Origin of the sequence: Nocardioides daedukensis, from assembly GCF_013408415.1 — a bacterium.
GTDB lineage: Bacteria > Actinomycetota > Actinomycetes > Propionibacteriales > Nocardioidaceae > Nocardioides > Nocardioides daedukensis.
Genome location: NZ_JACCAA010000001.1, coordinates 2,676,158 through 2,702,397, shown reverse-complemented (window position 1 = coordinate 2,702,397; position 26,240 = coordinate 2,676,158). Strand labels below are relative to the sequence as shown.

Genomic DNA, 26,240 nt, shown 5'->3' with positions numbered 1-26,240 from the left:
CGCTGAGTCCTGAGCCCAGCGGTCAGAGCCCAGAGCACTCAGCAGGACGCGAGCAGCACCGGCCCGGTGGTCAGGTTCGTCAGCGGATAACCATCCTTGGTCGCCTTCGCCGTGATCACCACATGGTGCCCACTCGCCACCGCGTCGGTGACCAGGAACGAGTCCGGATAGGCGATCCCCTGCCCCGGGTCCTCGGCACCGGCCAGCGCCCGCCTCGCCTCGAGGTTGCGCTCGGCCTGGTCGTCGTCCTCGAAGGCCAGCACGATGCTCATCACGCCGTCGGCCTCCATCGAGACCAGATAGCCCTTCAGGGGAGAGACACCCCCGGCCTCGGAGATCCGCGAGTCCGCGACCGTCTGCGCGTCATCGTCGGCCTGGGTCATCGACAGCGCCTCGCAGGCGTAGTCCTCGACGAAGGCGGTCAGCGCCAGCGGATCCCCGTCCGGCGCCAAGCCGTCCAGGTCGAGCCCGTCCTCGTCACCCTTCGCGCTCTTCACCGCGTCCGCCAGGTAGGCGGACTGGTCGGAGGCGATCATCAGCCCCTCGTCGGCGAGGAAGGCCACGTTGGTCAGCTCGAAGCTGGTCAGTCCCATCCGGTTCAGCAGGTCGGTGGACCCTTGCCAGGTCGCACCGGCCAGGTCGTCGGAGCCGGGCCGCGAATAGCCGGCCTCCTCGAGACCGTCAGCCACCTTGTCGACGTCGTCGAACTTCAGCACCAGCGCAAGACCGTCGCGGCCCTGGCCCATCAGCTCCCACTCCGCGTCGAGCGGCGAGAACCCCAGGCCCTCCTTGATCTCGGCGGCCGAGGAGAGCAGCGAGGAGGTGGTCAGGTCACGATCGATCAGCTCCTGGGTGGACAGCGAGCCGAGCTCGTCGCGCAGCCCCGCCCAGTCGGTCCAGGTCACCCGCAGCGTCGAGGCCGGCAGCAGCGAGGACGCCCGCTCGAACTCCGTGGGCCGCAACCACACGGCGTACCCCACCCATGCCAGCGCACCGAGCAGCACGGCGAGGGCAGTGCCGAGCGCAACGCGACGCCTGGTCAGCACAGGCACTCTCGATCGGTCGGGCACATTGGTGTGAGACTAGCGCCATGCCCGTCATCACCGCCGCAGGTGTGGTCGTCCGCTCCAAGGACCAGGTGCTGCTGGTGCATCGCCCGAAGTACGACGACTGGTCGTTTCCGAAGGGCAAGCTCGACCGTGGCGAGCACATCACCGCGTGTGCCGTGCGGGAGGTGCGCGAGGAGACCGGGCTCGACGTACGTCTGGGGCTGCCGTTGGCCGATCAGCACTACCGCGTCCGGCCAGTCGACAAAAGAAGCGTCAAGCTGGCCAACAAGGTCGTGCACTACTGGGCCGGCCGCGTGGTCGGTGACAGGGACGTCTCCGGCTATCGGCCGAACGCCGAGATCGACGAGGTCCGTTGGGTGCCGCTGGACGAGGCCGCCACCCTGCTCACCCATTCCCGTGACCGGGCCACCCTCGCCGAGGCCGCCGCCCTGCCCAACCGCACCCGGACCCTGATCGTCCTGCGGCACGCAAAGGCCCGCTCCCGCGAGCACTGGCACCCCGACGACCGCCTGCGCCCGTTGCTCAAGCTCGGCGAAGGACAGGCCGAGCGCCTCGCCCACGTGCTCGCGGCATACGACATCACCCGACTGGTCTCCTCCTCCTCGACGCGCTGCGTGCAGACGCTGACGCCGTACGCCGAGGCGTGCGGACGGCCGGTGAGCACCCTCGACGGGCTCTCGGAGGAGGACGCGACACCCGAGTCGGTGCTGATCAGTGTCGACACCCTGCTCGCCTCGAAGAAGCGGGCCGTGCTGTGCACCCACCGTCCGGTGCTGCCCGACGTGTTCTCCACCCTCGGCCTGGCCGACCCCCAACTGGAGCCCGGACAGATGCTGGTGGTGCACCACCGCCGCGGCGAGGTGCTGGAGACCGAGACTCACCAAATCGGCTGAGTCAAGGGTCCCGCGCACCAGTTCACGTGATCGTCGTCTCTTCTCCGCCACGTGGCGACCAAACTGATCATCAGCGTTCACCGTTCATTCACCGAGCCCGAGTGATCCGGTCATCTGCCCTGCCTACGTTCACGGTTGTCAGCACCATCGAGTGCACCCCGCCACCACCAGGAGCAGTGAAGTGAAGCGCACTTCTTTCCGCAGCATCGCGGCACCCGCCATCGCCACCGCCGCAGTCCTGTCCCTCGCCGCGTGCGGCGCCAGCAACGAGAACGCCTCGGGCGACGCCGGAGCGAACATCACCGGTGACATCAACGGTGGCGGCGCCTCGTCGCAGGAGAAGGCGCAGGAGGCCTGGGCCGTCGGGTTCCAGGGCAAGAACGCCGAAGCAGTGGTGAACTACCAGTCCATCGGCTCCGGCGATGGTCGCAAGCGCTTCATCGAGGGCGGCACCCTCTTCGCCGGCACGGACTCCTACCTCAAGGACGACGAGGGCGAGCTCAGCGCCGCCAAGGAGCGGTGCGGTGGCACCGACCCGATCGAGGTCCCGGCCTACATCTCCCCGATCGCCGTGATCTACAACGTCGACATCGAGGGCCTCAAGCTCTCCGGTGACACCATCGCCCAGATCTTCGACGGCAAGATCAAGACCTGGAACGACCCGGCCATCGCCGCGGACAACGAGGGTGTCGAGCTCCCCTCCACCAAGATCACCCCGGTGCACCGCTCGGACGACTCGGGCACCACCAAGAACTTCACCGACTACCTCGGCAAGGCAACCAAGTCCTGGAGCCACGAGGCCGAGGACGCCTGGCCGGCCAAGGGCGGTCTGGGCGCCGAGGGCACCTCGGGTGTCGTCTCCGCGGTCAAGAACGCCAAGGGCGCGATCGGCTATGCCGACGCCAGCCAGACCGGCGACCTGAAGCAGGTCGCGGTCAAGGTCGGCGAGAGCTACGTCGACCCGAGCGCCAAGGCGGCCGCCAAGGTCATCGCCGTCTCCCCGCGCGTCGAGGGTCGCCCCGACGTGGACATGGCCGTCGACGTCGACCGCACCACCACCGAGGAGGGCACCTACCCGATCATCCTCGCCTCCTACCTGGTCGCCTGCCAGCAGTACGACTCGGCCGAGGACGCCGAGAAGACCAAGGCCTACCTGAGCTATGTCCTCTCCGAGGAGGGCCAGGACACGGCCGCCAAGGAGGCCGGCTCGGCCCAGCTCGACGCCGAGACCCGCGACGCGGCGCTCGCCATCGTCGACAAGATCGCGGCGAAGTAATTCGCCCCTCCGATTCACGCGTGTGGCGGGCCGAGACCTCGGCCCGCCACAGGCATGTGCCACTGACCAACACTCCCGAGGGAGCATCGTGACCACCACGACCGAAGAAGAGGTCGGGCTCACCCCGACCCGGTCCAAGCGCCAGGTCGGCGACGTCGTCTTCGCCCGGATCGCGCTCGTCGCCGGGCTGGCCATCATGGTGGCGCTCGCCGGCGTCTTCATCTTCTTGGCGATCGAGGGCATCCCCGGGTTCACCCAGGACGCGCGCTTCTACGGTCCCGACGCGACCACGTTCCTGGGCTACGTCGGTCCGCTGGTCTATGGCACGGTGCTGGCTGCGGTGCTGGCGCTGATCCTGGCCGTGCCGCTGGCCTTCGCGATCGCGCTGGTGATCAGCCACTACGCCCCGCGCTGGCTGGCCGGGCCGATCGCGTATGTGATCGACCTGCTCGCCGCCCTGCCGAGCGTCGTCTTCGGCCTCTGGGGGATCGACGTACTCGCCCCGAAGCTGGTCCCGCTCTTCGTCTGGCTCGAGGAGAACGCCGGCTTCCTGCCGTTCTTCGCCGACCCGGTCAACCCGGCCGGTACGACGATCCTCACCGCCGGCGTCGTGCTGGCCATCATGATCCTCCCGATCATCACCGCGATCTCCCGCGAGGTCTTCGCCCAGACGCCGAAGCTGCACCAGGAAGCAGCCCTGGCCCTGGGCGCGACGCGCTGGGAGATGATCCGGATGACGGTCTTCCCCTACTCCCGCTCCGGCATGATCAGCTCGGTCATGCTCGGCCTGGGCCGCGCGCTCGGCGAGACGATGGCGGTCGCCATGGTACTGGCCCCCGGCGGCCTCTACACGCTGAACCTGATCGGCAACGAGAACCCGAACAGCATCGCCGGCAACATCGCGCGCCGCTACAAGGAAGGTACGCCGGGCACCGTCGCGGTCCTGATCGCCACCGGCCTGGTGCTCTTCCTGGTCACGTTCCTGGTCAACTTCGCCGGCCGCTGGATCGCCGGTCGCGCCGAAAGGAAGATGAACCGATGAGCGTCACCACCACCGCCTCGCCCGTGACCGCCACGGCCAGCTCGCCGCTGGTGCGCGCGCGACTGCCCCGACTGGCACCGGCCGTGGCCGGGGTCATCGCGGCCTCCGCCGCCGGACTCGTCACCCTCACCCTGGGCGCGGGTCTGATCGCCTGGGCGATCGTCGCCGTGCTGCTCTTCAGCGCCGTGCTGCCCGTGTGGGCGCTGGTCGTCGAGGGCCGCCGGGCGGCCGCCGACCGGCTCGCCACCTCCCTGGTCTGGACGGCGTTCCTGATCGCCCTCGTGCCGCTGGTCTCGCTGTTGTGGACGGTGCTCGTCAAGGGCGCCGGCGCCATCAACTCCACCTTCCTCACCTACTCGTTCTACCGGACCTCGATGGACCAGCCGGTCGGGATCTACCACGCGATCGTCGGCACGCTGATGATCACGCTGTTCACCGCGATCATCTCGGTCCCGATCGGGATCATGGCCGCGATCTACCTCGTCGAATACGGCGCCGGCAGCAAGATCGCCGCCACGATCACCTTCCTGGTCGACGTGATGACCGGGATCCCCTCGATCGTGGCCGGCCTGTTCGCCTACTCGCTGTTCGCGTTGCTGTTCGGGGCCGGGTTCAACGCCGGCATCGGCGGCTCGGTGGCCCTGTCGCTGCTGATGATCCCGATCGTGGTGCGCTCGTCGGAGGAGATGCTGCGACTGGTGCCGGACGACCTGCGCGAGGCGGCGTATGCCCTGGGCACCCCCAAGTGGCGCACGGTCGTGAACGTGGTCCTGCGCACCGCGCTGGGCGGCATCGTCACCGGGGTCACGCTGGCCATCGCCCGGGTGATCGGCGAGACCGCACCGCTGCTGCTGGTCGCCGGGCTCACCGCGCGCACCAACTTCAACGTCTTCGACGGCTTCATGAGCACCCTGCCGGTGCTGATCTACAGCCAGTTCCGCAAGGGCACCGAGGGCGACTTCGCGATCGCCTGGGGCGCTGCGCTGGTGCTGGTCGTGATCGTGCTGATCCTCAATGTCATCGCCCGCATCGTCGGGAAGATCTTCGCCCCCAAGACCGGGCACTGAAAGGCTAGGAATCAAGACAATGGCCAAGAGCATCTCCGTCAAGGACCTGGACATCTACTACGGCGACTTCCTCGCCGTCCAGGGCGTCACGATGAGCATCAAGTCCAAGGCAGTGACCGCCTTCATCGGTCCCTCCGGGTGTGGCAAGTCGACGTTCCTGCGCTCGCTCAACCGGATGCACGAGGTGATCCCCGGCGCCCGCGTCGAGGGTGACGTGGTCGTGGACGGCCAGTCGCTCTACGACCCCGGTGTCGACCCCGTCGCCGTACGCCGTGAGATCGGCATGGTCTTCCAGCGCCCGAACCCGTTCCCCACGATGTCGATCTATGACAACGTCCTGGCCGGCAACAAGCTGAACAACAAGCGGATGAAGAAGTCCGAGGCCGACGACATCGTCGAGCGCTCACTCAAGGGCGCCAACCTGTGGACCGAGGTCAAGGACCGGCTCGGCAAGCCCGGGATGGGGCTCTCCGGCGGGCAGCAGCAGCGCCTGTGCATCGCCCGCGCGATCGCCGTACAGCCGCAGGTGCTGCTGATGGACGAACCGTGCTCCGCGCTGGACCCGATCTCGACAGCCGCGATCGAGGACCTGATCCACGACCTGAAGTCGGACTACACGATCGTGATCGTCACCCACAACATGCAGCAGGCCGCCCGCGTCTCCGACGACACCGGCTTCTTCAACCTCAAGGCCGTCGGCGAGCCCGGCCACCTGGTCGAGTTCAACCCGACCAAGCAGGTCTTCTCCAACCCGGACAACGAGGCCACCGAGGCCTACATCTCGGGTCGTTTCGGCTGACCCGCGAACCTGCACTTGTTGCGCGCCGAACCTGCACTTGTTGCTGCGCGAACCTGCAGTTGTTGCGCGTTCAACCTGCAGTTCTTGCGCGCCGAGCCGGCAGTTGTTGCGGTCACACGACGTCGTACGCACCGACGCCAGCGACAAGCCTCAGAGGACCTCGAGCACGAGGTGGCAGACGAAGTAGGAGGCCGCAGCCATCGCGCCGGCGGCCGGGAAGGTCAGCACCCACGCGGTGAGGATCGACTTCGCGACGCCCCAACGGACTGCGGACAGGCGCTTGGTCGCACCGACACCCATCACCGCTGAGGTGATCGTGTGCGTGGTGGAGATCGGCGCCTCATAGACGTACGCCGTCGTGTAGAGCACCGAGGCGGCCACCGACTCGGCTGCGAAGCCGCGCGGGGGGTCGAGGTGGATGATCCGGCGACCCAGGGTGCGCATGATCCGCCAGCCACCCGACCAGGTGCCGAGCGAGATCGCAGCAGCTGCGGAGAAGATCACCCACAGCGGGAGGTCGTCACCGCCGCCGACATAACCGCCGGCGAGCAGGGCCAGGAAGATGACACCCATCGTCTTCTGGGCGTCCTGCAGGCCGTGGCCGAGCGCCATCCCCGCGGCCGACACGGTCTGCGCGAACCGGAAGCCGCGCTGTGCCTTGGACGGGTTGGCCCGGCGGAAGATCCACAGGATCGCGATCATCACCGCGAAGCCGGCGGCGAAGGCGAAGATCGGTGAGAGGACCATCGGGATGGCCACCTTGTCGATGATCGTCTCCCAGTGCACGGTGACCCCGGCGGCAAGCGCGGAACCGGCCAGGCCACCGATGAGGGCGTGCGAGGACGACGAGGGCAGTCCGAAGTACCACGTGATCAGGTTCCACGCGATCGCCCCGAGGAGGCCGGCCATGACGATGATCAGGCCGTGCGTACCGCTCGGAGGAGTGATCACCTCACTGACGGTCTGGGCAACCTTCTGGCCCAGGAAGGCGCCGACGAAGTTCATCACCGCCGCCATGCCGAGCGCGACCCGCGGGGTCAGGGCTCGCGTGGAGACGGAGGTTGCGATGGCGTTCGCCGCGTCGTGGAAGCCGTTGGTGTAGTCGAACACCAGGGCCACCATGACCACCGCGATGATGATCGCGAGTTCCACGCGTCAGGACTCCTTGACGGCGATCTGCTCGACGATGTTGGCCACCGTCTCGAACGCATCGATGGCACCCTCGAGCGACTCGACGATGTCCTTGAGCTTGATCACCTCGAGCGGCTCGTACTGGCCGTTGAAGAGGCTGGCCAGGATCCGCCGGTGGCTCTTGTCGCCCTGGTTCTCGAGACGGTTGATCTCGATCCAGTACTCGTTGAGGTCCTGCATCGCCCGCAGTCGCGGCATCGCGTTGGTGGTCAGGTCGGCGCAGCGCTGCAGCACCTCGACCTGACTGGCTGCCTCGGGGGGCAGCACGGTGACGCCGTAGAGCAGGACGAGGTCGACGGCCTCGTCCATCTCGTCCATCACGTCATCGATGGCGGAGGCCAGCGAATAGATGTCCTCGCGATCGAAGGGCGTGACGAAGGTGCTGTTGACCCGACGCACGATGGCGTGGGTGGTCTCGTCGCACGCGTGCTCTGCTGCGCGCATCTCTTTGGCGACGGCCTCGCGATCGGCCCCCTCCCCCAGCATCTGGGCGAGCAGCGCGGCACCACGAACGAGGTGCTGGGACTGCTCGGAAAAGAGGTCGTAGAACGACGCGTCGACCGGACGGAAACGTAAAGCCACGGATAACTCCTGATGAGGAGGACCTGAACGCTGGACATGCTAGGGGCTGTTTCGGCGTGTCGTGCAAGTCGCGACGTCACATGACGCGCTCAGGCGGCTCGATGGGTGAGCACAAACACAGCGACAGTACGCCGTGGAGCGGCCGCAGCGAAACGCGGCCGGATGTCAGGACTTGGGCGTGACGCCCAGGATCCGGTCGATCTCAGCCTGGCTGAGGTCGCCGTCGGACTCGCTCGCAGCGATGATCAAACTGGTGGTCAGCTCAACCTCGTCGAGGAGGTCGGCGTCCTCCAGCGAGACGTCGAACTGATCGCTCACGCTCCCTGTCTCCTGAATCCTCGAACCCTCCCCAGCCCCTTTGGGCGTGGCTCCAAGACCACTGTGCCCGAGGTGTCCAAGTTTCAAACACATTCGGGGACAAGTAGTCACAAAATGACCCGAAGGCCCCAACCCGATCGGGTGGGGCCTTCGGTGAAGTCTGGTCAGATGACCTTCTTCGTGGTGATTCAGTCCTCAGACTGGATCAGAGGGGGCGAACGTTCTCCGCCTGCGGGCCCTTCGGGCCCTGGGTGACGTCGAACTCAACCTTCTGGTTCTCGTCCAGCGACTTGTAGCCGTTGGTCTGGATCGCCGAGTAGTGCACGAAGACGTCGTCGCCGCCGTCTTCCTGCGCGATGAAGCCGAAGCCCTTTTCAGCGTTGAACCACTTAACAGTGCCCTGAGCCATTGCTCTGATACTCCTTTGTCGGGGCGAGAGGTCATCACTTCGACAACCCCACACCAAGTGCGGTGACACTGCGCTCCGACTTGTGGAGGTCCACAAAGAAGAAACGCCGTTGGATCACAAACTCCGCGGGCGTCAGCCATGCTGGAACTTGCACCTGGTGCGAGCCTGAGCCTACCAACGTAATCCCGAAATGGAACTCCCACAGAAGTCCCAATTTCGCGAAACGGGTGAACTTCTCGCAACGGGGGTGTTACGCGGTGCCGGTCTGGTCGCCGCGCGGGGGCGACGAGGCACGACGTACGCCGTGGCTGGTCGCCGGCTTTGGCCCGCAAAAGTCCCGATGGATAGGGTGTCTGGGCGATGCGCGCAGGTCGCGTTCGCGCGCGGGCCCTTAGCTCAATTGGCAGAGCTCCGGACTTTTAATCCGTTGGTTGTGGGTTCGAGTCCCACAGGGCCTACGACAACGTTGCGTGGGGGTTTTCGGTTCGATCAAGACCGAAAACCCCCGCGCACCTGCAGGTGACGCTGCGCACGCTCGTCCAAATCTGCGCATCCTCCCCATAACGCCTGACGAAGTGACTAGTTTTGTCGGCATGGGCACAACGCCGGAGAACCCCGACGATCCAGGCATCGACCTGATCGACGAGTGGCTCGCGACCCGCGAGACTGCTGGGGCGACCGCCGGGGACTCAGACGAGGCCCCGAAGGATCCGGCCCCGGGTGATCAGCCCGGTGAGGACGAGGCGGCACCGGCAGCCGGGATCTCCACGTTCAACACCGACGATCTCGACCCACTGACGGCGCCGCTGCCCGACCTGGTCGAGCACGGAATCGTCGAGCACGACACGATCGGTCACGACATCTTCGGCGACTCGTCTCCCGCCCAGTCCGCTTCCTCGCAGCAAGCCGATTCGCCTGCTCCAGCCACTGCATCGCGGCCGGCCGCCAGTGGTCACCTCAGTGATGACGAACGCCGCGAGCGGCTGAGCCGGATGGTCAAGAACCGCCTGGCTTCCAAGGAGCAACCGCGCGGCACCGACGCGCCCACCTCGCCGACGGACGACGTACCCGAGGCTGCCTCGTCGCACGTGATCGGCGGACGGTTGCCGAAGCTCGAGCCGCGGGCTGCGAACACCGACTGGCAGCGCGCGCTGTTCAACCCCTCGGATCTGGCTGCACCGAGTGAGCCCGGGGAGAACGGGTACGTCGAGCCCGCGAGTGAGCCCGTCGCGACGTCCGACCCGGAACCCAGCGACAAGGTGTCCATCGAGGCGGAGCCCACCGACACGGGGCCCAGCACCGCAGGGCCGGCCATCGGCAGCATCGAGTGGCAGCGGAACCTGTTCGGGACCCCGGACGTGGCTTCCGCGGCGCCTGCCGACGCCGCACCGGTTGAGGAACTGGATGAGGACTCGACGGAGGATTCGGCGGAGGCAGCCGCGACGGTGCCGCCCGCTGAGCTCAAGGCTCCGGGAACCGACGAGGTCGTGGAGGATGACGAGCCGGCCGACGAGACCGCAACGGCTACGACATCCGAGATCGGGCCTCGGCTCGCGTCCCCGAACTCCTTCACCGCGGTCGAGACCGGCGAGAAGGCCTTCACGCCGGCGGCACCCACCGACGTGTTCGCGGCGCTACGCGACACGGACGCGCCGGCCGCCGAGGTCGACACCCGTGCGGATGTGGCCGGGCTGAAGCGCCCTCAGGACGAACCGGCGGGCACTGAGCCGTCGGAGCGGGAGCACGTCCCCACTCACTCCGGGGAGGAGAACACGCCCCGGCTCTCGGACGCCGCGATCGTCGGCCCCGCCCTCGAAGCCGTGATGCACTCGATCGACACTCCGGCCAAGCCCCGCAAGGGTGGCCTGCTGGGTCGGCGTGGCCGCAAGAAGGACAGTGCGGACGCGATCCGCAGGGCTGCGCAGCCGGCCGGGGCCGAGCCCGAGGACCAGGTACCGAACTGGTTGAAGGAGGATGCGGCTCGCACCTCCAGGGAACAGGCCGAGGCCCGCAAGGCCGCGGAGCGCGCGGACGAGGTCCCGCCGAGCGACGACGCTCCGGAGGAGCCGGCCCGTACGGCCGCGGCGGCCGTGCCGGTCCCCGCGGAAGACCCGGCCCGCGGCGAGCTGGGCCAGTCCGATGTCGCGTCACCCGACGAGGACAACAGCGGTACGACGACCGCGGGCGAGGTCGCTGCGGAGCCGACAGGCTTCGAGCCGCCCGCACCTGTCAAGGAGCCTGAGGTCGTCGAGACGGTTGAGATCGTCGAGGAACCCGAACCCGTCGAGGAGCCCGTTGCCGTCGAGACCGTCGCCGCGGTCGAGGAACCCGAGATCGTCGACGAGCCACAGACCGCCGAGACGGTCACCACGGCGGGGACTGCAGCAGTAGCGCCCGAGTCGACGACCCCCTTCGCCCCGCCGCAGACCCCAACCCTGGCCGATGTGGCTGCCGCGGAAGCTTCTGTTCCCGAGCCCGAGGTCGAGGTCGCCGCGACCGAGAGCACCCCCCAGCCCGAGGGGGCGCCGACCGCCGAGACACCGGTCGTCGACATCCCGACCGAGGACACCCCGGTCGAAGATGCCCCGGCTGAGGACGCTCCGTCCGCCCGCGCACCCGCCACGGACGAACCCGCCGCAGACGCGCCGACCGCAGAGACCGGCACCGCAGCCGGCTCCGATGCGGACTCGCCGAGCGAGGACTCCCAGCCCAAGTTCGAGACCCTCGAGCAGCTCCTCGCCGCGGCCACGGCGGCCAAGGGTGCCGAGCGCACCATCTCCAAGCCCGTCATCGAACCCCCGTCAGCGCCGGTCGACGCTCCCGACGCCGGTGCCGCCACTGGGGACGCCCCCGAGACCACCGGCAACCCCCCGCCGCCCACGGACGCAGAGACACCCCAGACTCCCGAACTCGTCGGCTCCGCCGAAGACGACTCCGCACCCAGCCCCGACTGGACGCCAACCGCGACCCCCACGGCCGCCGCGACTGCCTCGACCTACGCGAGCGCCGCGCCCGAGGCCGACGTACCGGAGGAGACCAGCACCGAGGCGACGCTCGACCCGCGGACCACCGCGGCGACCTCGGTCTTCGCTGCGGCAAGCGCTACCGCCCCCGACACCAAACCGGCCGCCAAGCCCAAGGCAACCAAGGCACCGGTCGACAAGATTCCGGCCGCCGCACCGAAGAAGGAGCGCCCGCAGCCGGCCGCCCGGAAGCCCAAGGCCACCAAGAGCCCCCAGCCTGCCAAGGCCGAGAAGCCCGCCCGGACCTCCGCGACCGAGCCCTTCCCGACCACGATCCACCTCACCCCCCAGAAGGGCACCCAGCGGTTCCTGGGCACCCTGCTGCTGTTCGCGCTCATGGCCACGCTGCTGCTCGGCTGGCTCGCCTGGGACACGCGGGAGACGACGTACATCGCCTATGCCGCCACCGCCGCCCTGCTGACGCTCATCCTGTGGGGCGCGCACTCGACTGCCGAACCGGCCAAGGTGGTCTGCGAGCGCGGGTTGCTCGACATCCGCTCGAACGACAGCCACCACCGGTTCGACCTGGCCAGCCCGTACACCCGGATCGAGGTGGTCGGACGGCCCGGCAGGCGCGGCTGGAAGGTGCTGATCCTGCGCAAGAGCATGCCGCCCTACGTCATCAACGACTCGCTGGTCGACCCGCACGAGTTCACCCGGATCCTCGACCACTACGAATCGGCCAGGAACCGCGCCACCCACTGAGGTGCCGCAGCTCAGCCGATCCAGTAGCGCAGCTTGCCCACGCGCTCGTCCTCGAACACGCCGCCGTTGGCCTCGATCGTGCGTCGCGACGCGTCATTGTCGGCGTCGCAGGTGAGCAGGATCCGGTCGATGCCGAGCTCCCGAGACAACGGAACGGCCAGACCGAGGGCGCGCGACGCGTGACCCTCGCGGCGACGCGACGGGCGCACCGAATAGCCGATGTGGCCCCCCTGCTCGAGCAGGAAGTCGTTGAGCGCGTGCCGGATCGCGAGCCAGCCGATGAACGAGTCCTGCTCGGTGATCCAGAAGAAGGAGCAGTGCACCATCCCGGGGTCCATCTGCGTGGACGGATCGCCCTGGGCGAGCCGGTTCTCGACCATCGCCGCATAGTCGTCGCGTGAGGGTTCCGGCGGCGGCGTCCCGAAATAGCCCGAGCCGTCCATGTGCACGCCGCCGAACTCGTCGTACGCCGCGCGCCACTCGTCGTACCACTGCAGGTCGGGGGTGATCAGCTCGGTCATGTGGCGCATCCCATCACGCCACGAGGCTGGTTTCCACTGGGTTTGCGCGCAGTTGGCTCCTGCACACGTCTAGGGTGGCTCGCATGTCCGACTACCGCATCGAAGAGGTCACCGAGGAGCAGCTGGCGCGCGAGCGCGAGGTGCAGGGCGGCCTGGCAGCGACCACCCGTGAATTGATCGATGCGGTCCTGCGCAGCACGGTCCCCGACGACGAGATGATCGAGATCCGCAAGGAGCTCGCTGCGATCACCGAGCGGCTGCGGGCCAGCCAGATCCCGTCCAGCCACGGGGTCACGATCAATCCCGAGGGCGGGACCTCACGCAACTACGGCAACGCCGTCGTGGGGATGCGTAACCCGATCGCGCCGCCGCTCGACATCACCTGGCACGAGGACGGACTCGTCACCACCGACTTCCACCTCGGAGCGGCCTACGAGGGACCGCCCGGACTCGTGCACGGAGGTGTGAGCGCCCTCCTGTTGGACCAGGTCGCCGGCGAGGCCGCCGCCGCCGGGCACAAGGCAGGCATGACCGGGACGTTGAGCCTGCGCTACGAGCGCCCCACCCCGTTGGGTGAGCTGCACGCGGAGGCGAAGGTCGACCGGGTCGAGGGGATCAAGACCATCGTCGTGGGCCACATCAGCGACAGCGAGGGGCCGACCGTACGGTGCGAGGGGATCTTCATCATGCCGCGCTGGGCGCGTGAGAACGGCGAGGGCAAGCCGTCCATCTTCGAGTGACGAACCTGCAGTTGTTGCGCCGCGAACCTGCAGTTGTGGTGGCACGAACCTGCAGTTGTTGAGGCTCGAGCCTGCAGTCGTTGCGGTCAGCGCGTCAACAAGTGCCGGCTCGACGTCCAAGACTTGCTCGTTGGGCGCGCAACAACTGCCGGTTCGACGCACAAGAACTGCCGGTTCGACGCTCAGGCGTCGACGTGTACGCCGCGCTGGCCCTGATCGGTGAGGCGAGCCTCTTCCGCGGCCTTCTCCTCGAGCTCCGCACGCTGCGCCTCCTGGGCGGCGTCGAACTCACCGGGAGCGGTGACGAGGTCCTGGGACCCGCCCTCGAGCTTCTCCAGCGCCAGACGGGCGAAGATCTGCTGCTCGGTCACGGTCCGCTCGGAGCGGTCGTTGCCGATGAACGTGATCGCCCAGGACAGGAGTGCACCGACGCGGTTCTTGAAACCGGTCAGGTAGACCAGGTGCACGGCGAGCCACATCAGCCACGCGATGGTGCCGTTGAGCTTCAGCTTGCCGACGCTGGCGACCGCACGGAACTTGGCGATGATCGCCATCGAGCCCTTGTCGAAGTACTTGAAGGGCTGCTGCGGCGCCTTGTTCTTGAGGCGGTTGTCGATCTCCTTGGCGGCGTACTTCGCGCCCTGGATGGCCACCTGGGCAACGCCCGGGAGGTTGTCGAGGGAGATCATGTCGCCGAGGACGAAGACCTCGGGGTGACCCGGAAGGGTCAGGTCGGGGTTGACCGAGATCCGGCCGGCGCGGTCGAGCGGAGCACCACTCTGCTCGGACAGGGTCTTGGAGAGCGGGTTGGCCTGCACACCGGCAGCCCACACCTTGGCGACCGAGTCGATGCGGCGCACCGAGCCGTCCTTGTCCTTCAGCTCGAGGCCACGCTCGTCCATCGAGGTCACCATCGCACCGAGCTGGACCTCGACGCCGATCTTCTCCAGCTCGGCCTTCGCCTTGGCTCCGAGCTTGGCGCCGAACGGCGGGAGCACCTGCGGAGCGGCGTCGACGAGGATGATCCGCGCGTTGCGGGTGTCGATGGAGCGGAAGTCCTTGCGCAGCGTCTTGCGCGCCAGCTCGGCGATCTGGCCGGCCATCTCGACACCGGTCGGCCCGGCCCCGACGACCACGAAGGTGAGCAGGTGGTCGGTGGGCTCGCCGCGCTTGGCGGCGTTCTCGGCCATCTCGAAGGCTCCGAAGATGCGCCCACGCAGCTCGAGGGCGTCGTCGATGCTCTTCATGCCCGGGGCGAACTCGGCGAAGTGGTCGTTGCCGAAGTAGGACTGGCTGGCGCCGGCGGCGACGATCAGCGTGTCGTAGGACGTCGTCGTCTCGCGACCCAGCACGTGGTGGGTGACGGTGCGCGTCTCGAGGTTGACGTCGGTCACGGTGCCGAGCAGGACCTGGGCGTTCTTCTGGCCGGCGAGGACCTCACGCGTGGGAGGAGCGATCTCGCCCTGCGACAGAATGCCGGTGGCAACCTGGTAGAGCAGTGGCTGGAAGAGGTGGTGCGTGGTCTTCGCAACCATGGTGACGTCGACGTCGGACCGCTTCAGGGCCTTGGTGCCGAACAGGCCGCCGAATCCGGAGCCGATGACGACTACCTGGTGCTTGCCATTGTCCTTGCTTGCCATGTCCCCTCGGTGGCCTTTCTGATGACTTGTGCCGAGTCGCGTGCGTCTACCAGAGCCAATGTTCCCATCACGGCGTCTCATTCCGCGAACTGGCACTAAATTGTGTGGTGTTAGACACGATCAAAGTGGGTAAGGGCCTTGCGGGCTTCAAAATGGTCCGACACCACTCCATACAGTCAAGGGTGCATGCATTGCCTCTGAGCAGGGGGAAATTGACTCTCGAGGCCAGTCCGCGCTCCGTGGGCGAAGCGCGACGCTGGGCCGCCGACGCCTGCCATGAACTCGGTCGGGACGACTTGGTCGAGACTGCCGAGCTGGGCATCTCCGAGCTGGTCACCAACGCCCTCCTGCACGCCGCTCCCCCGATTGCGGTGCGCGTGCGCGGCACCCACCGCTATCCCCGCATCGAAGTCCTCGACGGCTCACCCGAGCCCCCGCGCATCAATGCGGCGATGGCCAAGGAGGAGGAGCTCTTCTCCACGTTCGGCCGCGGCCTGGGCATGGTGGCGATGTGCTCCCACCGCTGGGGCGCCGACCCGGACGAGCCGGGCAAGGTGGTCTGGTTCGAACCGGCCGCGGAGCCGGTCGACGAACCCGACCTCGTCGGCCAGGTCTTCAAGAAGCCCGCGAAGGTCCGGATCGCCGGTCCGCGTCGCGCCGGCGAGGGTTACACGATCGTGTTCGCCGGGTTCCCGGTGAGCGTCTTCCTCGATTGGCGACGCCACTTCCGCGAGCTGCGCCGTGAGCTGCGCCTGCTGGCCCTGGCCCACCACAGCGACTATCCGGTGGCCCACACCATCACCGAGCTCTTCGAGCGCTTCGACGACGAGATCAGCACGGCCCACGTCGACGACAGCCTCGCCGAGGCCATCGCCGCCGACCAGGCGTCCGCCGACATCACGATGTCGATCGGGCCGGACACCCCGGCACTGCTCGGCCAGGTCGCGGACGTGCTCGACCTCGCCGATGCCTTCTGTCGCGGCGAGCGCCTGCTCGCGCTCGCTGCCACGCCGCAGCAACGGGAGTTCCAGACGTGGTTCGTCGGGGAGGTGCTCCGCCAGTCCAACGGGGCCTCGCCCCTGCCCTGGCTGGGCAAGCAGGGCCTCGAACAGCGGGCCAGGTGAATCGGCGACCGCAAGCCGTCGACCTCCTCGCAATCGGTCTCGGTGGGGCACTCGGCGCCCTGATGCGCTGGGGCGCGGGCCAGGCGACGCCGAACGCGGACGGCTTCCCCTGGACGACGTTCGCGATCAACGTCGTGGGCTGCCTGCTCCTGGCGCTGCTCCCCCGCGTGGTCACCACCGGCCGCGCTGCCCTGTTCCTCGGTCCCGGCCTGCTGGGTAGCTTCACCACGATGTCCGCTGCCTCCGAGGAGGGGCGCGCCCTGCTGGCCGACGGCGACCTCGTGATCGCGCTGGCCTACCTGACGGCAACCCTGCTCGCGGCCGTCCTCGCCGTCGCCCTGGCCACTCCCCGCCGGAGACTCGAGCGATGACGCCACTGCTCGTCGCCCTCGGCGCGTTCTTCGGGGCGCCGGCGCGCTACTACGTGGCGCACCACCTCGACCGGCTCGAAGCCGAGCGGTCCTGGCCGACCGGCACCCTGACGGTCAACGTGCTCGGCTCGTTCCTGCTCGGCTGGATCACCTCGATGTCCCTGTCCGGCGATCAGGCCGCCCTGCTCGGCGTGGGCTTCTGCGGCGCCTTCACGACCTACTCCAGCTTCGCCGTGCAGGCGTTCGGACTGGGACGCCGACGCGGTACGGCGTACTCCGTGCTCACCGTGGTTGCCTGCCTCGCAGCGTGTGCCCTCGGGTTCGTCACCCCGCCCCACTGAGATCGCCCCACTGAGATCGCCGCGGCGCACGCCGATCACTCAGGCGTAGCCGAGGTCGTGCAGCGCTGCGTCGTCGATGCCGAAGTGGTGCGCGATCTCGTGGACGACGGTGATCCGGACCTCGTCCTCGAGCTCCTCGACGCTCGCGCACATCTCGAGCAGCGGGTTGCGGTAGATGAAGATCCGGTCGGGCAGCTCCATCGCGTGGTTGGCCTGTCGCTCGGTCAGGGCGACGCCGTCATAGAGGCCGAGCAGTCCCGGCTCGTCCGGCGGCGGGTCGTCCTCGATCAGCACGACGACGTTGTCCACCAACGCGACGATCTGGTCCGGGATCTCGTCGAGGGAGCGGTCGACGAGCGCTTCGAACTCGGGGCGGTCCATCTCGATCATCGCCACCAACCTAGCGGGAAATGCATGAAGCCCCGCCCGGATCTTGGCGATCTGGGCGGGGCTCTCATGTCTCTGCGACCCCGACGGGACTCGAACCCGCGACCTCCGCCGTGACAGGGCGGCGCGCTAACCAACTGCGCTACGGGGCCAGGTGTTTGCTTCACTAGGAAGCGGATGAACGATAACCCATCTCGGCCGGACTCTCCCAATCGGGCGAGCATCGACCTCGGTGGAGTACCCCCAACGGGATTCGAACCCGTGCTACCGCCGTGAAAGGGCGACGTCCTAGGCCGCTAGACGATGGGGGCCTTGGTGCACCTGCCGGAAAGTGGCGAGACTCTCCAGCAGGCCGACACAGCATAGGGGGTGCGGCGGGCGAGCACCAAAGCGAACCGCGTTTTCACCCATCGGCCGCAGGTGCGGTAATCTTCTGCGCGGCCCGGCCAGGTAGCTCAGTTGGTACGAGCGACCGACTGAAAATCGGTAGGTCGGCGGTTCGACCCCGCCCCTGGCCACACCCCCGAAGCCGCGATCCCCGGATCGCGGCTTCGGTCATTTTCCGGCCGTATTGTCGCGGCCCGTCCACCCGGGTTCGCGATAGGTTGCGGGCGTGGACGACACCTTCGCGGGCTTCGAGCACTTCGGCGCCGACTTCATGCGGCTGATCCTGCACAAGGAGCGGGTGTTCAGCTCGATCGACCGGGTGCTCGGCGACACCTTCTCGCTGGGGCCGATCGGCGCCGGCCCCGGTCGCAAGCTCGCCCGGATCACCGCGCAGGGGACCTTCGACAAGACGTATGGCGACGCGCTCCCCGACGGGCGGCCCGGCTACCGGCTCATCCTGCCGGTCTCGGTCACCTTCGACCTCGACCTGCAGGTCGACCACGCCCGCTTCCTGGCCGACGTGTCGCTCCCGCTCGAGCTGACCATGGCCCTGGAGGACCCGCTCACGATCATCTGGGCGATCCGCCCGCCCGTCGAGGAGGAGGTCACGCTCACCCTGCAGGCCGACAGCCGTCGTTCGGCGCTGTTGCAGAAGGTGGCCGGGATCGATGCCGAGCTTCGCCGCTTCATCGTCCGCTTCGTGGGTCGCGAGCTGGAGAAGCCCCATGTACGCAAGGCGATGCGGATCGAGCTGATCCCGTTGATCGACAACGCCTGGCCCGAGATCGCCTCCCAGTTCCTGCCGAACTCGGATGCGGACCGTCAGTCCCCTCCCCCAGATCTGAGTGCTGATACTCAGCCCTGAATGGGTGCAGAAACCGATCCGGTGGGCGCCCATCGCTGACAGGCTCAGGGCATGTTCCGATATGCCGATCCCGAGGCCTGCCCGGCCTGCCGCGCGCCCATCGCCGCCGGCACCTCTCGTTGTGACACCTGCGGCATCCAACTCAGCGGCCCGGTCGCGGTGAACCTGTTCCGGACGCTGACCCATGCCGACGGCCTGGTGGCCGAGCTGCTCCGCCTCTCTGCCACCTCCACCCTCAACCGGACCGCTCCCCAGCCGGCGCTGGCCGGCTCAATGACTGGCTCAACGGCTGGCGCAGTGACTGGATCGATGATCGGCCCGATGCCGTCCTTCCCGGTCCCGGCGCACGAGAGCCGAGCCGGACGGCGTACGCCGCGACTCACCGCCGCCTCCGGCCCCAAGATCCTGCTCGGGCTGGGCGCCCTGTGCCTGCTGGTCGCGGCGGTCGTCTTCCTCGCGGTGGCCTGGTCGGCGCTCGGTGTCGGCGGGCGGACCGGCGTACTCGTCGCAGCGACCGTTGCCGCAGGTGCCGCGGCCACCTTCCTGGCCCGCCGCGACCTGCGGGGCGGCGCGGAGGCGTTCACCACGGTGGCGCTCGGGCTGCTCACCCTCGACGTGCTCGGCGCACAATCAGCCGGCTGGCTCGACGCCGTCTCCGACGCAGGGTTCATCGTGCTGCTCGGCACCGTGGTGGCGGCCACCTCAATGGCCGCCGCCCTGGGCGCCCGACGCACTCCTCTGGCGGCGCTGTGGAGTGCGCAGGCTGGTGCCGGGATCGGGGCACTCGTCGCGGTGATCGGCGTGCACATCTTCGTCGACGGCGACGCCGCGTTCGTGATCGCACTCCTGCTCACCGCAGCCTGCACGTGGGCCGCGCACCGCCTCGCGCTCACCGTGACCACGTCGATCCTGGGCGTGGGCACGCTGTGCTGGTGGCTGGTCACCCTGACCCGCGGGCTCGCCGCGATCGACACCTCCCCGAGCATCGGCGAGGTGTGGGGTGGTCCGCAGACCTGGCTGGTGCTGGTGTCAGCTGGCTTCGCCGCCGGTCTGGCGCTGGTCCGGGCCCTGCCGCGTGGCGCACGGGTGGCGGGACTGGCTGCCGGCGTGGCGCTGATCGTCGTCCTGCTCACTGCCCCCGTCATCGACGAGTCGCTGACCCGCGTCGCCCTGGTCTCTGCGGTTGTCGCGCTCGGTGGTGCTGGCGCCATGCTCGCGCTGGGCGACCTCTGGCGTTGGATCGTTGCGGTCCCGGTCGCCGTGGCTGGACTCGTCCAGGTCGTGATCGCAGTCCTGCTCGGCAACGTCGCCGGCACGGCACTGACCAGTAGTCCGACGTGGAGCGGTGGCATCGGCGTACATCTCGAAGCCAACTCGCTGGACTGGTGGGAGCCACCGCTGCTGCCACTCGCCGTCGCCGTCGGCTTGGTCGCGATCGGCGCGGGTGTGAGCCTGCTCGCGCCACTGGTGCACGCGCACTTCGCCCCGGCCCACTGGATCGGCGCAGGCGGGCTGGTCGCCGTCTCCACGATCGCCCTGCTGCCCGCGACGTACGACGTACCCGCGGCGCTCACTCTCGCCTCCCTGCTGATCCTCACCGCGGTCGCCGGCCTCGTCGCAACCAGCTCGCGCTCGGAGATCACGGTGAACACGGCGGCCGTGGTGGTGACCTTCGCCAGCCTCAGCGCGATTGCTGTGTCGCTGGCCAACGACGTGCTCACGGCGGTGGCCACCGGACTGCTGACCGTCGCGGCCCTGGGCCTGACCAGTCGAAGCGGCGCCGCCCGCGCCATGGGCGAGGTCGGCTTCGCGCCACTGGTCGCCGGCTTCACTTGGACGCTGATGCACCTGGCCGGGATCGACGTCGAATGGCGTGCCGCGCCGATCCTGGTCATCCTCGGCGCCTGGTCGATGCTGGCCGCTCGACCCACGCGCGAAGTGCCCGCGGTGGTGACCGGTCTGGTGGCGACCTGCGCCAGCCTGGCGATGATCGGCCAGGCCGACGACGGTTCGTCCGTGCAGTCGTGGCTGGCCATCGACCTGACCGTGGCAGGCGTGCTGGCGGCGATCACCGCCCTGGTCAACCCGAGCCGTCGCCGGTTCGGTTGGGCCAGTCTGGGGCTGCTGACGCTGGCTCAGTGGGTCCGCCTGCAGCAGGTCGGCGTGGAGACCGTCGAGGCCTACACCCTGCCCCTGGCGCTGGTCCTGCTCACTGTGGGAGCGGTGATGATGGCTCGCGGTCCGGTCGGCAGCTTCAGGGCGCTGGGCTCCGGTCTGGTCCTGGCGCTGGCACCGTCACTGGTGATCGCGATGGCCGACCCGGTCTCCCTGCGCGCACTGGCGCTCGGGCTCGCCTGTGCGCTCGTCGTACTCGTGGGCGCGCTGCAGCGTTGGTCGGCTCCGATGCTGATCGGTGGGGCCGTGGGAGTCGCGCTGGTACTGCGCGAGGTCGGGCACGCGGACGTGCTGCCCCAGTGGATGGTGATCGGCCTGATCGGCATCGTGCTGACCGCACTCGGCGTGACATGGGAACGCAGCCTGGCCCGGTTCAAGGACGCTACGGCCAGACTGCGTCGAATGCGCTGAGCTCCGGCGGGTGCCGGTGCGGGACCGGGTCCCGATGGGGTCCGGTCCGTCTCACTCGGAGACTTCGGCGCCCAGGAGCTCCATGACTTCGGACTCGCGGAAACGGCGGTGGCCACCGAGGGTGCGGATGGAGCCGATCTTGCCGGCCTTGGCCCAGCGGGTCACGGTCTTCGGGTCCACGCGGAACAGCGCGGCGACCTCCGAGGGGGTGAGCAGGTTGTCCGCGTCCGTGCGAGGGGTGGGCATGCATCCTCTTTCATGAGATATGTCCGAATCTGTGGAACAGTTTGCCATGTCCAAACGATGCATCACAACAGGCGTGCACGTGTTGCGCCGGTTGGCACCGGGACGCGCGCGCGAACTACTCTGGGATGAGACCCACGTCACCCATGTGGGTCACTTCCGCACCGAGCCGCACACCCCTCGGCTCCCGCACAGAGAGGTCGCCACTCGTGACCCGTTCCACCGCCCCCTCGACCCCTCCGCTCGACGTCTTCGAGTCCGAGCACGAGCAGGTCATCCACTGCCATGACGAGGCCAGTGGCCTCAAGGCCATCATCGCGATCCACTCGACCGCCCTCGGTCCGGCCCTCGGCGGCACGCGATTCCATCCCTACGCGAGTACCGACGAGGCCCTGAGGGACGTCCTCAACCTCTCCCGCGGGATGTCCTACAAGGCCGCGCTGGCCGGCCTGGACCTGGGCGGCGGCAAGGCCGTCATCATCGGCGACCCGAAGACGATCAAGGACGAGACGCTGCTGCGCTCCTACGGTCGCTTCGTACAGTCGCTCAACGGCCGCTACTACACGGCGTGCGACGTCGGGACGTTCAGTGTCGACATGGACGAGATCGCCCGGGAGTGCGACTACGTCACCGGGCGCACCGTCGCCCACGGTGGCGCCGGCGACTCCTCGGTGCTGACTGCCTTCGGGGTCTTCCAAGGCATGCGCGCCGCAGCCGAGTCCGTGTGGGGCGAGCCCACCCTGGCCGGCCGCACCGTCGGTGTTGCCGGCGTGGGCAAGGTCGGTCACCACCTGGTCCGCCACCTCGTCGAGGACGGCGCCAGCGTGGTGATCACCGACGTGTGGCAGCCGGCCGTGGACCGGGTCCGCGACGAGTTCCCCCAGGTGAAGGTGGTGGAGTCCACCGACGAACTGGTCGCCTCCCAGCTCGACGTCTATGCACCTTGCGCCCTGGGCGGCGCGATCAGCGACGAGGTGGTCGAGGCCACCTCGGCAAAGATCATCTGCGGGGCCGCCAACAACCAGCTCGCGCACCCCGGCGTCGAGAAGGCGCTCGAGGCGAAGGGCATCCTCTACGCGCCCGACTACTGCGTGAACGCCGGCGGCCTGATCCAGGTGTACGACGAGCTCGAGGGCTTCTCCTTCGAGCGCGCCAAGCAGCGCGCCACCGGGATCTTCGAGACCACCCGCACCGTTTTCGAGACGGCGCGCCAGGACGGCGTACCTCCCGCCATCGCTGCCGACCGTCTGGCCGAGCGTCGCATGCGCGAGGTCAGCCGACTGCGCGGCATGTGGCTGAAGGGCTGAACCCGTCGGGACGCCCCTGACCCTCACAGGCCAGGGGCGTCCCAGACGTCAGCTCAGCTCATCCGGAACCCCGGGCGCGACGAATCGCGCCAGGACCGGCGAGAACTGTCCCGGCGAGCATGGCTCGGCAGGGACAGCGGTGAAGCAGGGTCAGTCGCGCGGAGGTTCCGCGTAGTCGGACCAGTCGTCGGCATCGTCCTCACGGGTCGATTCCGACGTGTCCTTGTTGCTACCGGTGGCACCGTGCAGTTCCTGGGCGAGCGCCCCGAAGTCCGTCTCGTGAGTGCGGTACTTCAGGTCGCGTGCGACCTTGGTCTGCTTGGCCTTGGCTCGGCCGCGTCCCATAGGATCGACCCCTTCGCGCGCTTGGCCGGGGGTTTCGGCGGCAAGCCGAAGCACCCCGGACTTCCTGGTTAACTATTCGTGAGGGCAACGCTACCTGCTCGGTGGGCATTGATGCACACCGAGGTCCGCCAGTTGGCCGGAATTTCCCTACGGGCGAACAGATGCCGCTGCCAAAGTCACCGGGTACCCGGTGACTCCGGCGCTTCCCGGGCAAGATCTTGCCCGGGAACCACCAGTCTTGCCCGGGGAGTTCACCAGCCAGGGTGCTGGTTGACCAGCTCGACCGAGCCGTCACCGGCGGCAACCGTGCCGGCCACCCAGGCGTTGATCCCGAAACGGGCGAGTACGGCGACTGCCTGGTCGGCGTCGTCGGGAGCGGTCAGGGAGACCATGCCCACGCCGCAGTTGAGGGTCTGCTCGAGATCCGGCTGCGCGACGTCGCCCACCTTGCGGACCAGGTCGAAGATCGGCTGCGGGGTCCAGGTCGAGCGGTCCAGCGTCGCGGAGAGCTCCTCGGGCATCACTCGCGCGAGGTTGGCGGCGAGGCCACCTCCGGTGATGTGCGACATCGCGTGCGTCTCGGTCTCGTCGGCCAGTGCCAGGCAGGCCTTGGCATAGATCCGGGTCGGCTCGAGCAGCTCCTCGCCCAGGGTGCGGCCGAGCTCGTCGACCTGACGGTCCAACTCCCACTTGGCGGTGTTGAGCAGGACGTGGCGCACCAGCGAATAGCCGTTGGAGTGCAGGCCCGAGGCCTCCATCGCGATGACTGCGTCGCCGGGACGGACCAGCGCCGGACCGAGCAGGCGCGAGGCCTCCACGACACCGGTGGTCGAGCCGGCGACGTCGTACTCGTCGGGACCGAGCAGTCCGGGGTGCTCCGCGGTCTCCCCACCGATCAGGGCGCAGCCGGCCTGGACGCAGGCCTCGGCGATGCCCTTGACGATCGCGGCGATGCGTTCGGGCACGACCCGGCCGGTGGCGATGTAGTCGGTCAGGAAGAGCGGCTCGGCGCCGCAGACGACGAGGTCGTCGACGAGCATGCCGACCAGGTCGAAGCCGATCGTGTCGTGCTTGTCGAGCGCCTGGGCGATGGCGACCTTTGTGCCGACGCCATCGGCCGAGGAGGCCAGCAGCGGGCGCTCGTAGGACTTGAGCGCGCTGGCGTCGAAGAGCCCGGCGAAGCCGCCGATGCCACCGATCATCTCGGGGCGACGGGCTTTCTCGACCCAGCCCTTCATCAGTTCGACGGCACGGTCGCCGGCCTCGATGGAGACGCCGGCTGCGGCGTACGCGTTCTCGTGCGACTGGGTCACGGCTGTTCTCTCTGGTTGGACTTCATCGGATGGCATCTGGGAACGACAGGAGCGTCAGGGCCGGTCGAGGGCGTCGTTGGCGCCGCCACCGGTCAGCGACGTGGCCAACCCCTCGGCCTCCACCTGGACTGAGTCGATGCTGAGTGCGAGGGCGCTGGTGTCCACCGACTCGGACACCTCGAGCAGGTTCTTGCCGAGGTGCTGCGGCTCAGGCAGCGGCACCGGATAGACCCCGTCGAAGCAGGCTCGGCACAGGTCGTCCTTGGCCACCTCGGTCGCGTCGACCAGGTCCTCGAGGTCGATGTAGCCCAGCGAGTCGGCGTCGATCGAGCGGCAGATCTCGTCGTTGGTGAGCCCGTTGGCGATCAGCTCGGCCCGGGTGGCGAAGTCGATGCCGTAGAAGCACGGCCACTTCACCGGCGGGGAGGAAATCCGCACGTGCACCTCGCGGGCACCTGCCTCGCGCAACATCCGGATCAGCGCGCGCTGGGTGTTGCCGCGCACGATCGAGTCGTCGACGACCACGAGGCGCTTGCCCTCGATGATGTCGCGCAGCGGGTTCAGCTTGAGCCGGATGCCGAGCTGGCGGATGGTCTGGCTGGGCTGGATGAACGTGCGCCCGACGTAGGAGTTCTTCACCAGTCCCACGCCATAGGGGATGCCGGACTCCTCCGCATAACCGATCGCGGAGGGAGTGCCGGACTCCGGCACCGGGATGACCAGGTCCGCGTCGGCGGGGAACGAGCGCGCCAGTCGACGGCCGATCTCGACCCGGACGCTGTGCACGCGCTTGCCGGTCATGATCGTGTCGGGACGCGCGAGATAGACGAACTCGAACAGGCAGTGCTTCGGCTCCGGCTCGGCGAAGGTGCGGGTGCGCAGGCCGTCCTCGTCGACGATGACCATCTCGCCGGGCTCGACCTCGCGGATGTAGGAGGCGCCGACGATGTCGAGGGCGGCGGTCTCCGAGGCGACCACCCAACCCCGCTCGAGACGACCGATCACCAGCGGTCGGATGCCCTGCGGGTCTCGGGCGGCGTAGAGCGTGTCCTCGTCCATCCAGACGAAGCAGAAGGCGCCCTTGACCTGCGGCAGCAACTGCATCGCCCGCTCCTCGACGGTGCTGTCGGGGTGGTTGGCGAGCAGCGCCGTGACGACACTGGTGTCGTTGGTGGCGGCCTCGGACTTGCGGACCTTCAGGTCCAGCTCCTGATCGAGGCTGGCCAGGTCGTCGACCATCTGGGCGAGGTCGGCGGTGTTGGTCAGGTTGCCGTTGTGGGCCAGCGCGATCGAGCCCTTGGCCGTGGGGTGGAAAGTCGGCTGCGCGTTGTGCCAGGTGCTCGCACCGGTGGTCGAATAGCGGCAGTGACCGATCGCGAGGTGGCCCTTCAACGCCTCCAGCGTCGGTTCGTCGAAAACCTGGGAAACGAGCCCCATGTCCTTGTAGACGAGGATCTGCCGGCCGTTGCTGACCGCGATGCCGGCGGACTCCTGCCCGCGGTGCTGCAGGGCGAAGATGCCGTAGTAGGTGAGCTTCGCGACGTCTTCCCCGGGAGCCCAGACACCGAAGACGCCACAGGCATCCTGGGGTCCCTGGTCCTGGGGGTCGAGGGCGTTGGTGAGGCGGCCGTCGCCACCCTTGCGCATGCTGCTGGGCTGGGGCACACACCGATTCTAGACGCGGTGGTGGTCAAC

General features: G+C 68.4%; 25 protein-coding genes and 4 tRNA genes. 15 read left to right on the top strand and 14 right to left on the bottom strand.

Annotation, left to right across the window (positions count from 1 at the left end):
- Positions 1 to 38: 38 nt before the first annotated feature.
- A complete protein-coding gene (locus BJ980_RS13325; protein WP_179502735.1) occupies positions 39 to 1,052 on the bottom strand; it encodes a hypothetical protein in 1,014 nt (337 codons plus the stop codon).
- A 38-nt stretch (positions 1,053 to 1,090) separates the two neighbouring features.
- On the opposite strand from BJ980_RS13325, the gene BJ980_RS13320 reads away from it, so the two are divergent.
- The 5 genes from BJ980_RS13320 (at position 1,091) to pstB (ending at position 6,147) form a co-directional block, all read left to right on the top strand.
- On the top strand, positions 1,091 to 1,963 hold the full coding sequence (locus tag BJ980_RS13320; RefSeq protein WP_179502734.1) for an NUDIX hydrolase: 873 nt from the start codon (positions 1,091 to 1,093) through the stop codon (positions 1,961 to 1,963).
- Positions 1,964 to 2,144: 181 nt separating this feature from the next.
- Entirely contained in the window at positions 2,145 to 3,239 is a 1,095-nt protein-coding gene (gene pstS / locus BJ980_RS13315; protein WP_179502733.1) for a phosphate ABC transporter substrate-binding protein PstS, read from the top strand.
- 88 nt (positions 3,240 to 3,327) lie between these two features.
- Positions 3,328 to 4,281 (top strand): phosphate ABC transporter permease subunit PstC, encoded by a 954-nt coding sequence (gene pstC / locus BJ980_RS13310; RefSeq protein WP_343047809.1) that lies wholly within the window; start codon positions 3,328 to 3,330, stop codon positions 4,279 to 4,281.
- Positions 4,278 to 5,348 (top strand): phosphate ABC transporter permease PstA, encoded by a 1,071-nt coding sequence (gene pstA / locus BJ980_RS13305; protein WP_179502731.1) that lies wholly within the window; start codon positions 4,278 to 4,280, stop codon positions 5,346 to 5,348. Before pstC ends, pstA begins: the two co-directional genes overlap by 4 nt.
- Positions 5,349 to 5,367: 19 nt before the next feature.
- Entirely contained in the window at positions 5,368 to 6,147 is a 780-nt protein-coding gene (gene pstB, locus BJ980_RS13300; protein WP_179502730.1) for a phosphate ABC transporter ATP-binding protein PstB, read from the top strand.
- Between the two features lie 150 nt (positions 6,148 to 6,297).
- Here the strand turns inward: pstB and BJ980_RS13295 are convergent, their stop codons facing one another.
- The 4 genes from BJ980_RS13295 to BJ980_RS13280 all read right to left on the bottom strand — a co-directional run bounded on the left by BJ980_RS13295 (position 6,298) and on the right by BJ980_RS13280 (position 8,647).
- Complete coding sequence (locus BJ980_RS13295; RefSeq protein WP_179502729.1) at positions 6,298 to 7,299, bottom strand: inorganic phosphate transporter; 1,002 nt, start codon at positions 7,297 to 7,299, stop codon at positions 6,298 to 6,300.
- A gap of 3 nt (positions 7,300 to 7,302) precedes the next feature.
- Positions 7,303 to 7,920 carry a DUF47 family protein gene (locus BJ980_RS13290; RefSeq protein WP_179502728.1) on the bottom strand — a complete coding sequence of 206 codons (618 nt, stop codon included), beginning with the start codon at positions 7,918 to 7,920 and terminating at the stop codon, positions 7,303 to 7,305.
- A 165-nt stretch (positions 7,921 to 8,085) separates the two neighbouring features.
- Positions 8,086 to 8,238: a hypothetical protein gene (locus tag BJ980_RS13285; protein ID WP_179502727.1), complete on the bottom strand. Its 153-nt coding sequence runs from the start codon at positions 8,236 to 8,238 to the stop codon at positions 8,086 to 8,088.
- A gap of 205 nt (positions 8,239 to 8,443) precedes the next feature.
- Positions 8,444 to 8,647, bottom strand: coding sequence for a cold-shock protein (locus BJ980_RS13280; RefSeq protein ID WP_045548871.1), 204 nt, complete (start codon positions 8,645 to 8,647; stop codon positions 8,444 to 8,446).
- 385 nt (positions 8,648 to 9,032) lie between these two features.
- Between BJ980_RS13280 and BJ980_RS13275 the strand changes: the two genes are divergently transcribed.
- A tRNA-Lys gene (locus BJ980_RS13275) sits at positions 9,033 to 9,105 on the top strand.
- Positions 9,106 to 9,240: 135 nt separating this feature from the next.
- Entirely contained in the window at positions 9,241 to 12,375 is a 3,135-nt protein-coding gene (locus tag BJ980_RS13270) for a hypothetical protein (protein WP_179502726.1), read from the top strand.
- Positions 12,376 to 12,386: 11 nt separating this feature from the next.
- Here BJ980_RS13270 and BJ980_RS13265 read toward each other — a convergent pair whose 3' ends face one another.
- Positions 12,387 to 12,896: a GNAT family N-acetyltransferase gene (locus BJ980_RS13265; RefSeq protein ID WP_179502725.1), complete on the bottom strand. Its 510-nt coding sequence runs from the start codon at positions 12,894 to 12,896 to the stop codon at positions 12,387 to 12,389.
- 83 nt (positions 12,897 to 12,979) lie between these two features.
- On the opposite strand from BJ980_RS13265, the gene BJ980_RS13260 reads away from it, so the two are divergent.
- Complete coding sequence (locus BJ980_RS13260) at positions 12,980 to 13,636, top strand: PaaI family thioesterase (protein WP_179502724.1); 657 nt, start codon at positions 12,980 to 12,982, stop codon at positions 13,634 to 13,636.
- Positions 13,637 to 13,818: 182 nt separating this feature from the next.
- Here the strand turns inward: BJ980_RS13260 and BJ980_RS13255 are convergent, their stop codons facing one another.
- The gene (locus tag BJ980_RS13255; protein WP_179502723.1) at positions 13,819 to 15,276 is read right to left on the bottom strand and encodes an NAD(P)/FAD-dependent oxidoreductase; all 1,458 of its coding nucleotides are present in this window, start codon (positions 15,274 to 15,276) and stop codon (positions 13,819 to 13,821) included.
- 152 nt (positions 15,277 to 15,428) lie between these two features.
- Between BJ980_RS13255 and BJ980_RS13250 the strand changes: the two genes are divergently transcribed.
- From BJ980_RS13250 to BJ980_RS13240, 3 genes are read left to right on the top strand one after another with little or no spacing between them, the layout of a single operon-like run.
- Positions 15,429 to 16,400 carry an ATP-binding protein gene (locus tag BJ980_RS13250; RefSeq protein WP_246279973.1) on the top strand — a complete coding sequence of 324 codons (972 nt, stop codon included), beginning with the start codon at positions 15,429 to 15,431 and terminating at the stop codon, positions 16,398 to 16,400.
- Entirely contained in the window at positions 16,397 to 16,771 is a 375-nt protein-coding gene (locus BJ980_RS13245; protein ID WP_218855507.1) for a CrcB family protein, read from the top strand. Before BJ980_RS13250 ends, BJ980_RS13245 begins: the two co-directional genes overlap by 4 nt.
- Entirely contained in the window at positions 16,768 to 17,112 is a 345-nt protein-coding gene (locus tag BJ980_RS13240) for a fluoride efflux transporter FluC (RefSeq protein WP_179502721.1), read from the top strand. Before BJ980_RS13245 ends, BJ980_RS13240 begins: the two co-directional genes overlap by 4 nt.
- 39 nt (positions 17,113 to 17,151) lie before the next feature.
- On the opposite strand, the gene BJ980_RS13235 is transcribed toward BJ980_RS13240, so the two are convergent.
- From BJ980_RS13235 to BJ980_RS13225, 3 genes are all read right to left on the bottom strand, one after another.
- Entirely contained in the window at positions 17,152 to 17,502 is a 351-nt protein-coding gene (locus BJ980_RS13235; protein WP_179502720.1) for a metallopeptidase family protein, read from the bottom strand.
- Between the two features lie 75 nt (positions 17,503 to 17,577).
- Positions 17,578 to 17,651, bottom strand: a tRNA-Asp gene (locus BJ980_RS13230).
- An 86-nt stretch (positions 17,652 to 17,737) separates the two neighbouring features.
- Positions 17,738 to 17,810, bottom strand: a tRNA-Glu gene (locus BJ980_RS13225).
- A gap of 133 nt (positions 17,811 to 17,943) precedes the next feature.
- Here BJ980_RS13225 and BJ980_RS13220 point away from each other — a divergent pair.
- The 3 genes from BJ980_RS13220 (at position 17,944) to BJ980_RS13210 (ending at position 21,337) form a co-directional block, all read left to right on the top strand.
- Positions 17,944 to 18,017, top strand: a tRNA-Phe gene (locus BJ980_RS13220).
- Positions 18,018 to 18,112: 95 nt separating this feature from the next.
- A complete protein-coding gene (locus BJ980_RS13215) occupies positions 18,113 to 18,751 on the top strand; it encodes a hypothetical protein (RefSeq protein WP_179502719.1) in 639 nt (212 codons plus the stop codon).
- Positions 18,752 to 18,802: 51 nt separating this feature from the next.
- Positions 18,803 to 21,337 (top strand): SCO7613 C-terminal domain-containing membrane protein, encoded by a 2,535-nt coding sequence (locus BJ980_RS13210; protein WP_179502718.1) that lies wholly within the window; start codon positions 18,803 to 18,805, stop codon positions 21,335 to 21,337.
- Positions 21,338 to 21,388: 51 nt separating this feature from the next.
- On the opposite strand, the gene BJ980_RS13205 is transcribed toward BJ980_RS13210, so the two are convergent.
- Positions 21,389 to 21,583 (bottom strand): BldC family transcriptional regulator, encoded by a 195-nt coding sequence (locus tag BJ980_RS13205; protein ID WP_179502717.1) that lies wholly within the window; start codon positions 21,581 to 21,583, stop codon positions 21,389 to 21,391.
- Between the two features lie 206 nt (positions 21,584 to 21,789).
- Between BJ980_RS13205 and BJ980_RS13200 the strand changes: the two genes are divergently transcribed.
- Positions 21,790 to 22,887, top strand: a complete 1,098-nt coding sequence (locus tag BJ980_RS13200) for a Glu/Leu/Phe/Val dehydrogenase dimerization domain-containing protein (RefSeq protein ID WP_343047808.1) — start codon at positions 21,790 to 21,792, stop codon at positions 22,885 to 22,887.
- 150 nt (positions 22,888 to 23,037) lie between these two features.
- On the opposite strand, the gene BJ980_RS13195 is transcribed toward BJ980_RS13200, so the two are convergent.
- From BJ980_RS13195 to purF, 3 genes are all read right to left on the bottom strand, one after another.
- Positions 23,038 to 23,232 (bottom strand): DUF3073 domain-containing protein, encoded by a 195-nt coding sequence (locus BJ980_RS13195; protein WP_179502715.1) that lies wholly within the window; start codon positions 23,230 to 23,232, stop codon positions 23,038 to 23,040.
- A 251-nt stretch (positions 23,233 to 23,483) separates the two neighbouring features.
- Positions 23,484 to 24,581 (bottom strand): phosphoribosylformylglycinamidine cyclo-ligase, encoded by a 1,098-nt coding sequence (gene purM / locus BJ980_RS13190; protein ID WP_179502714.1) that lies wholly within the window; start codon positions 24,579 to 24,581, stop codon positions 23,484 to 23,486.
- Positions 24,582 to 24,599: 18 nt separating this feature from the next.
- Positions 24,600 to 26,192 carry an amidophosphoribosyltransferase gene (purF, locus tag BJ980_RS13185; RefSeq protein WP_179503907.1) on the bottom strand — a complete coding sequence of 531 codons (1,593 nt, stop codon included), beginning with the start codon at positions 26,190 to 26,192 and terminating at the stop codon, positions 24,600 to 24,602.
- Positions 26,193 to 26,240: the final 48 nt, after the last annotated feature.

Excerpts from the sequence above, each read along its gene's own strand:
- BJ980_RS13320 (WP_179502734.1), top strand. The coding sequence starts at position 1,091 with ATGCCCGTCATCACCGCCGCAGGTGTGGTCGTCCGCTCCAAGGACCAG.
- pstA (WP_179502731.1), top strand. The coding sequence starts at position 4,278 with ATGAGCGTCACCACCACCGCCTCGCCCGTGACCGCCACGGCCAGCTCG.
- pstB (WP_179502730.1), top strand. The coding sequence starts at position 5,368 with ATGGCCAAGAGCATCTCCGTCAAGGACCTGGACATCTACTACGGCGAC.
- BJ980_RS13280 (WP_045548871.1), bottom strand. The coding sequence starts at position 8,647 with ATGGCTCAGGGCACTGTTAAGTGGTTCAACGCTGAAAAGGGCTTCGGC.
- BJ980_RS13270 (WP_179502726.1), top strand. The coding sequence starts at position 9,241 with ATGGGCACAACGCCGGAGAACCCCGACGATCCAGGCATCGACCTGATC.
- BJ980_RS13265 (WP_179502725.1), bottom strand. The coding sequence starts at position 12,896 with ATGACCGAGCTGATCACCCCCGACCTGCAGTGGTACGACGAGTGGCGC.
- BJ980_RS13260 (WP_179502724.1), top strand. The coding sequence starts at position 12,980 with ATGTCCGACTACCGCATCGAAGAGGTCACCGAGGAGCAGCTGGCGCGC.
- BJ980_RS13255 (WP_179502723.1), bottom strand. The coding sequence starts at position 15,276 with ATGGCAAGCAAGGACAATGGCAAGCACCAGGTAGTCGTCATCGGCTCC.
- BJ980_RS13250 (WP_246279973.1), top strand. The coding sequence starts at position 15,429 with ATGGTCCGACACCACTCCATACAGTCAAGGGTGCATGCATTGCCTCTG.
- BJ980_RS13240 (WP_179502721.1), top strand. The coding sequence starts at position 16,768 with ATGACGCCACTGCTCGTCGCCCTCGGCGCGTTCTTCGGGGCGCCGGCG.
- BJ980_RS13235 (WP_179502720.1), bottom strand. The coding sequence starts at position 17,502 with ATGATCGAGATGGACCGCCCCGAGTTCGAAGCGCTCGTCGACCGCTCC.
- BJ980_RS13210 (WP_179502718.1), top strand. The coding sequence starts at position 18,803 with ATGTTCCGATATGCCGATCCCGAGGCCTGCCCGGCCTGCCGCGCGCCC.
- BJ980_RS13205 (WP_179502717.1), bottom strand. The coding sequence starts at position 21,583 with ATGCCCACCCCTCGCACGGACGCGGACAACCTGCTCACCCCCTCGGAG.
- BJ980_RS13195 (WP_179502715.1), bottom strand. The coding sequence starts at position 23,232 with ATGGGACGCGGCCGAGCCAAGGCCAAGCAGACCAAGGTCGCACGCGAC.
- purM (WP_179502714.1), bottom strand. The coding sequence starts at position 24,581 with ATGCCATCCGATGAAGTCCAACCAGAGAGAACAGCCGTGACCCAGTCG.
- purF (WP_179503907.1), bottom strand. The coding sequence starts at position 26,192 with ATGCGCAAGGGTGGCGACGGCCGCCTCACCAACGCCCTCGACCCCCAG.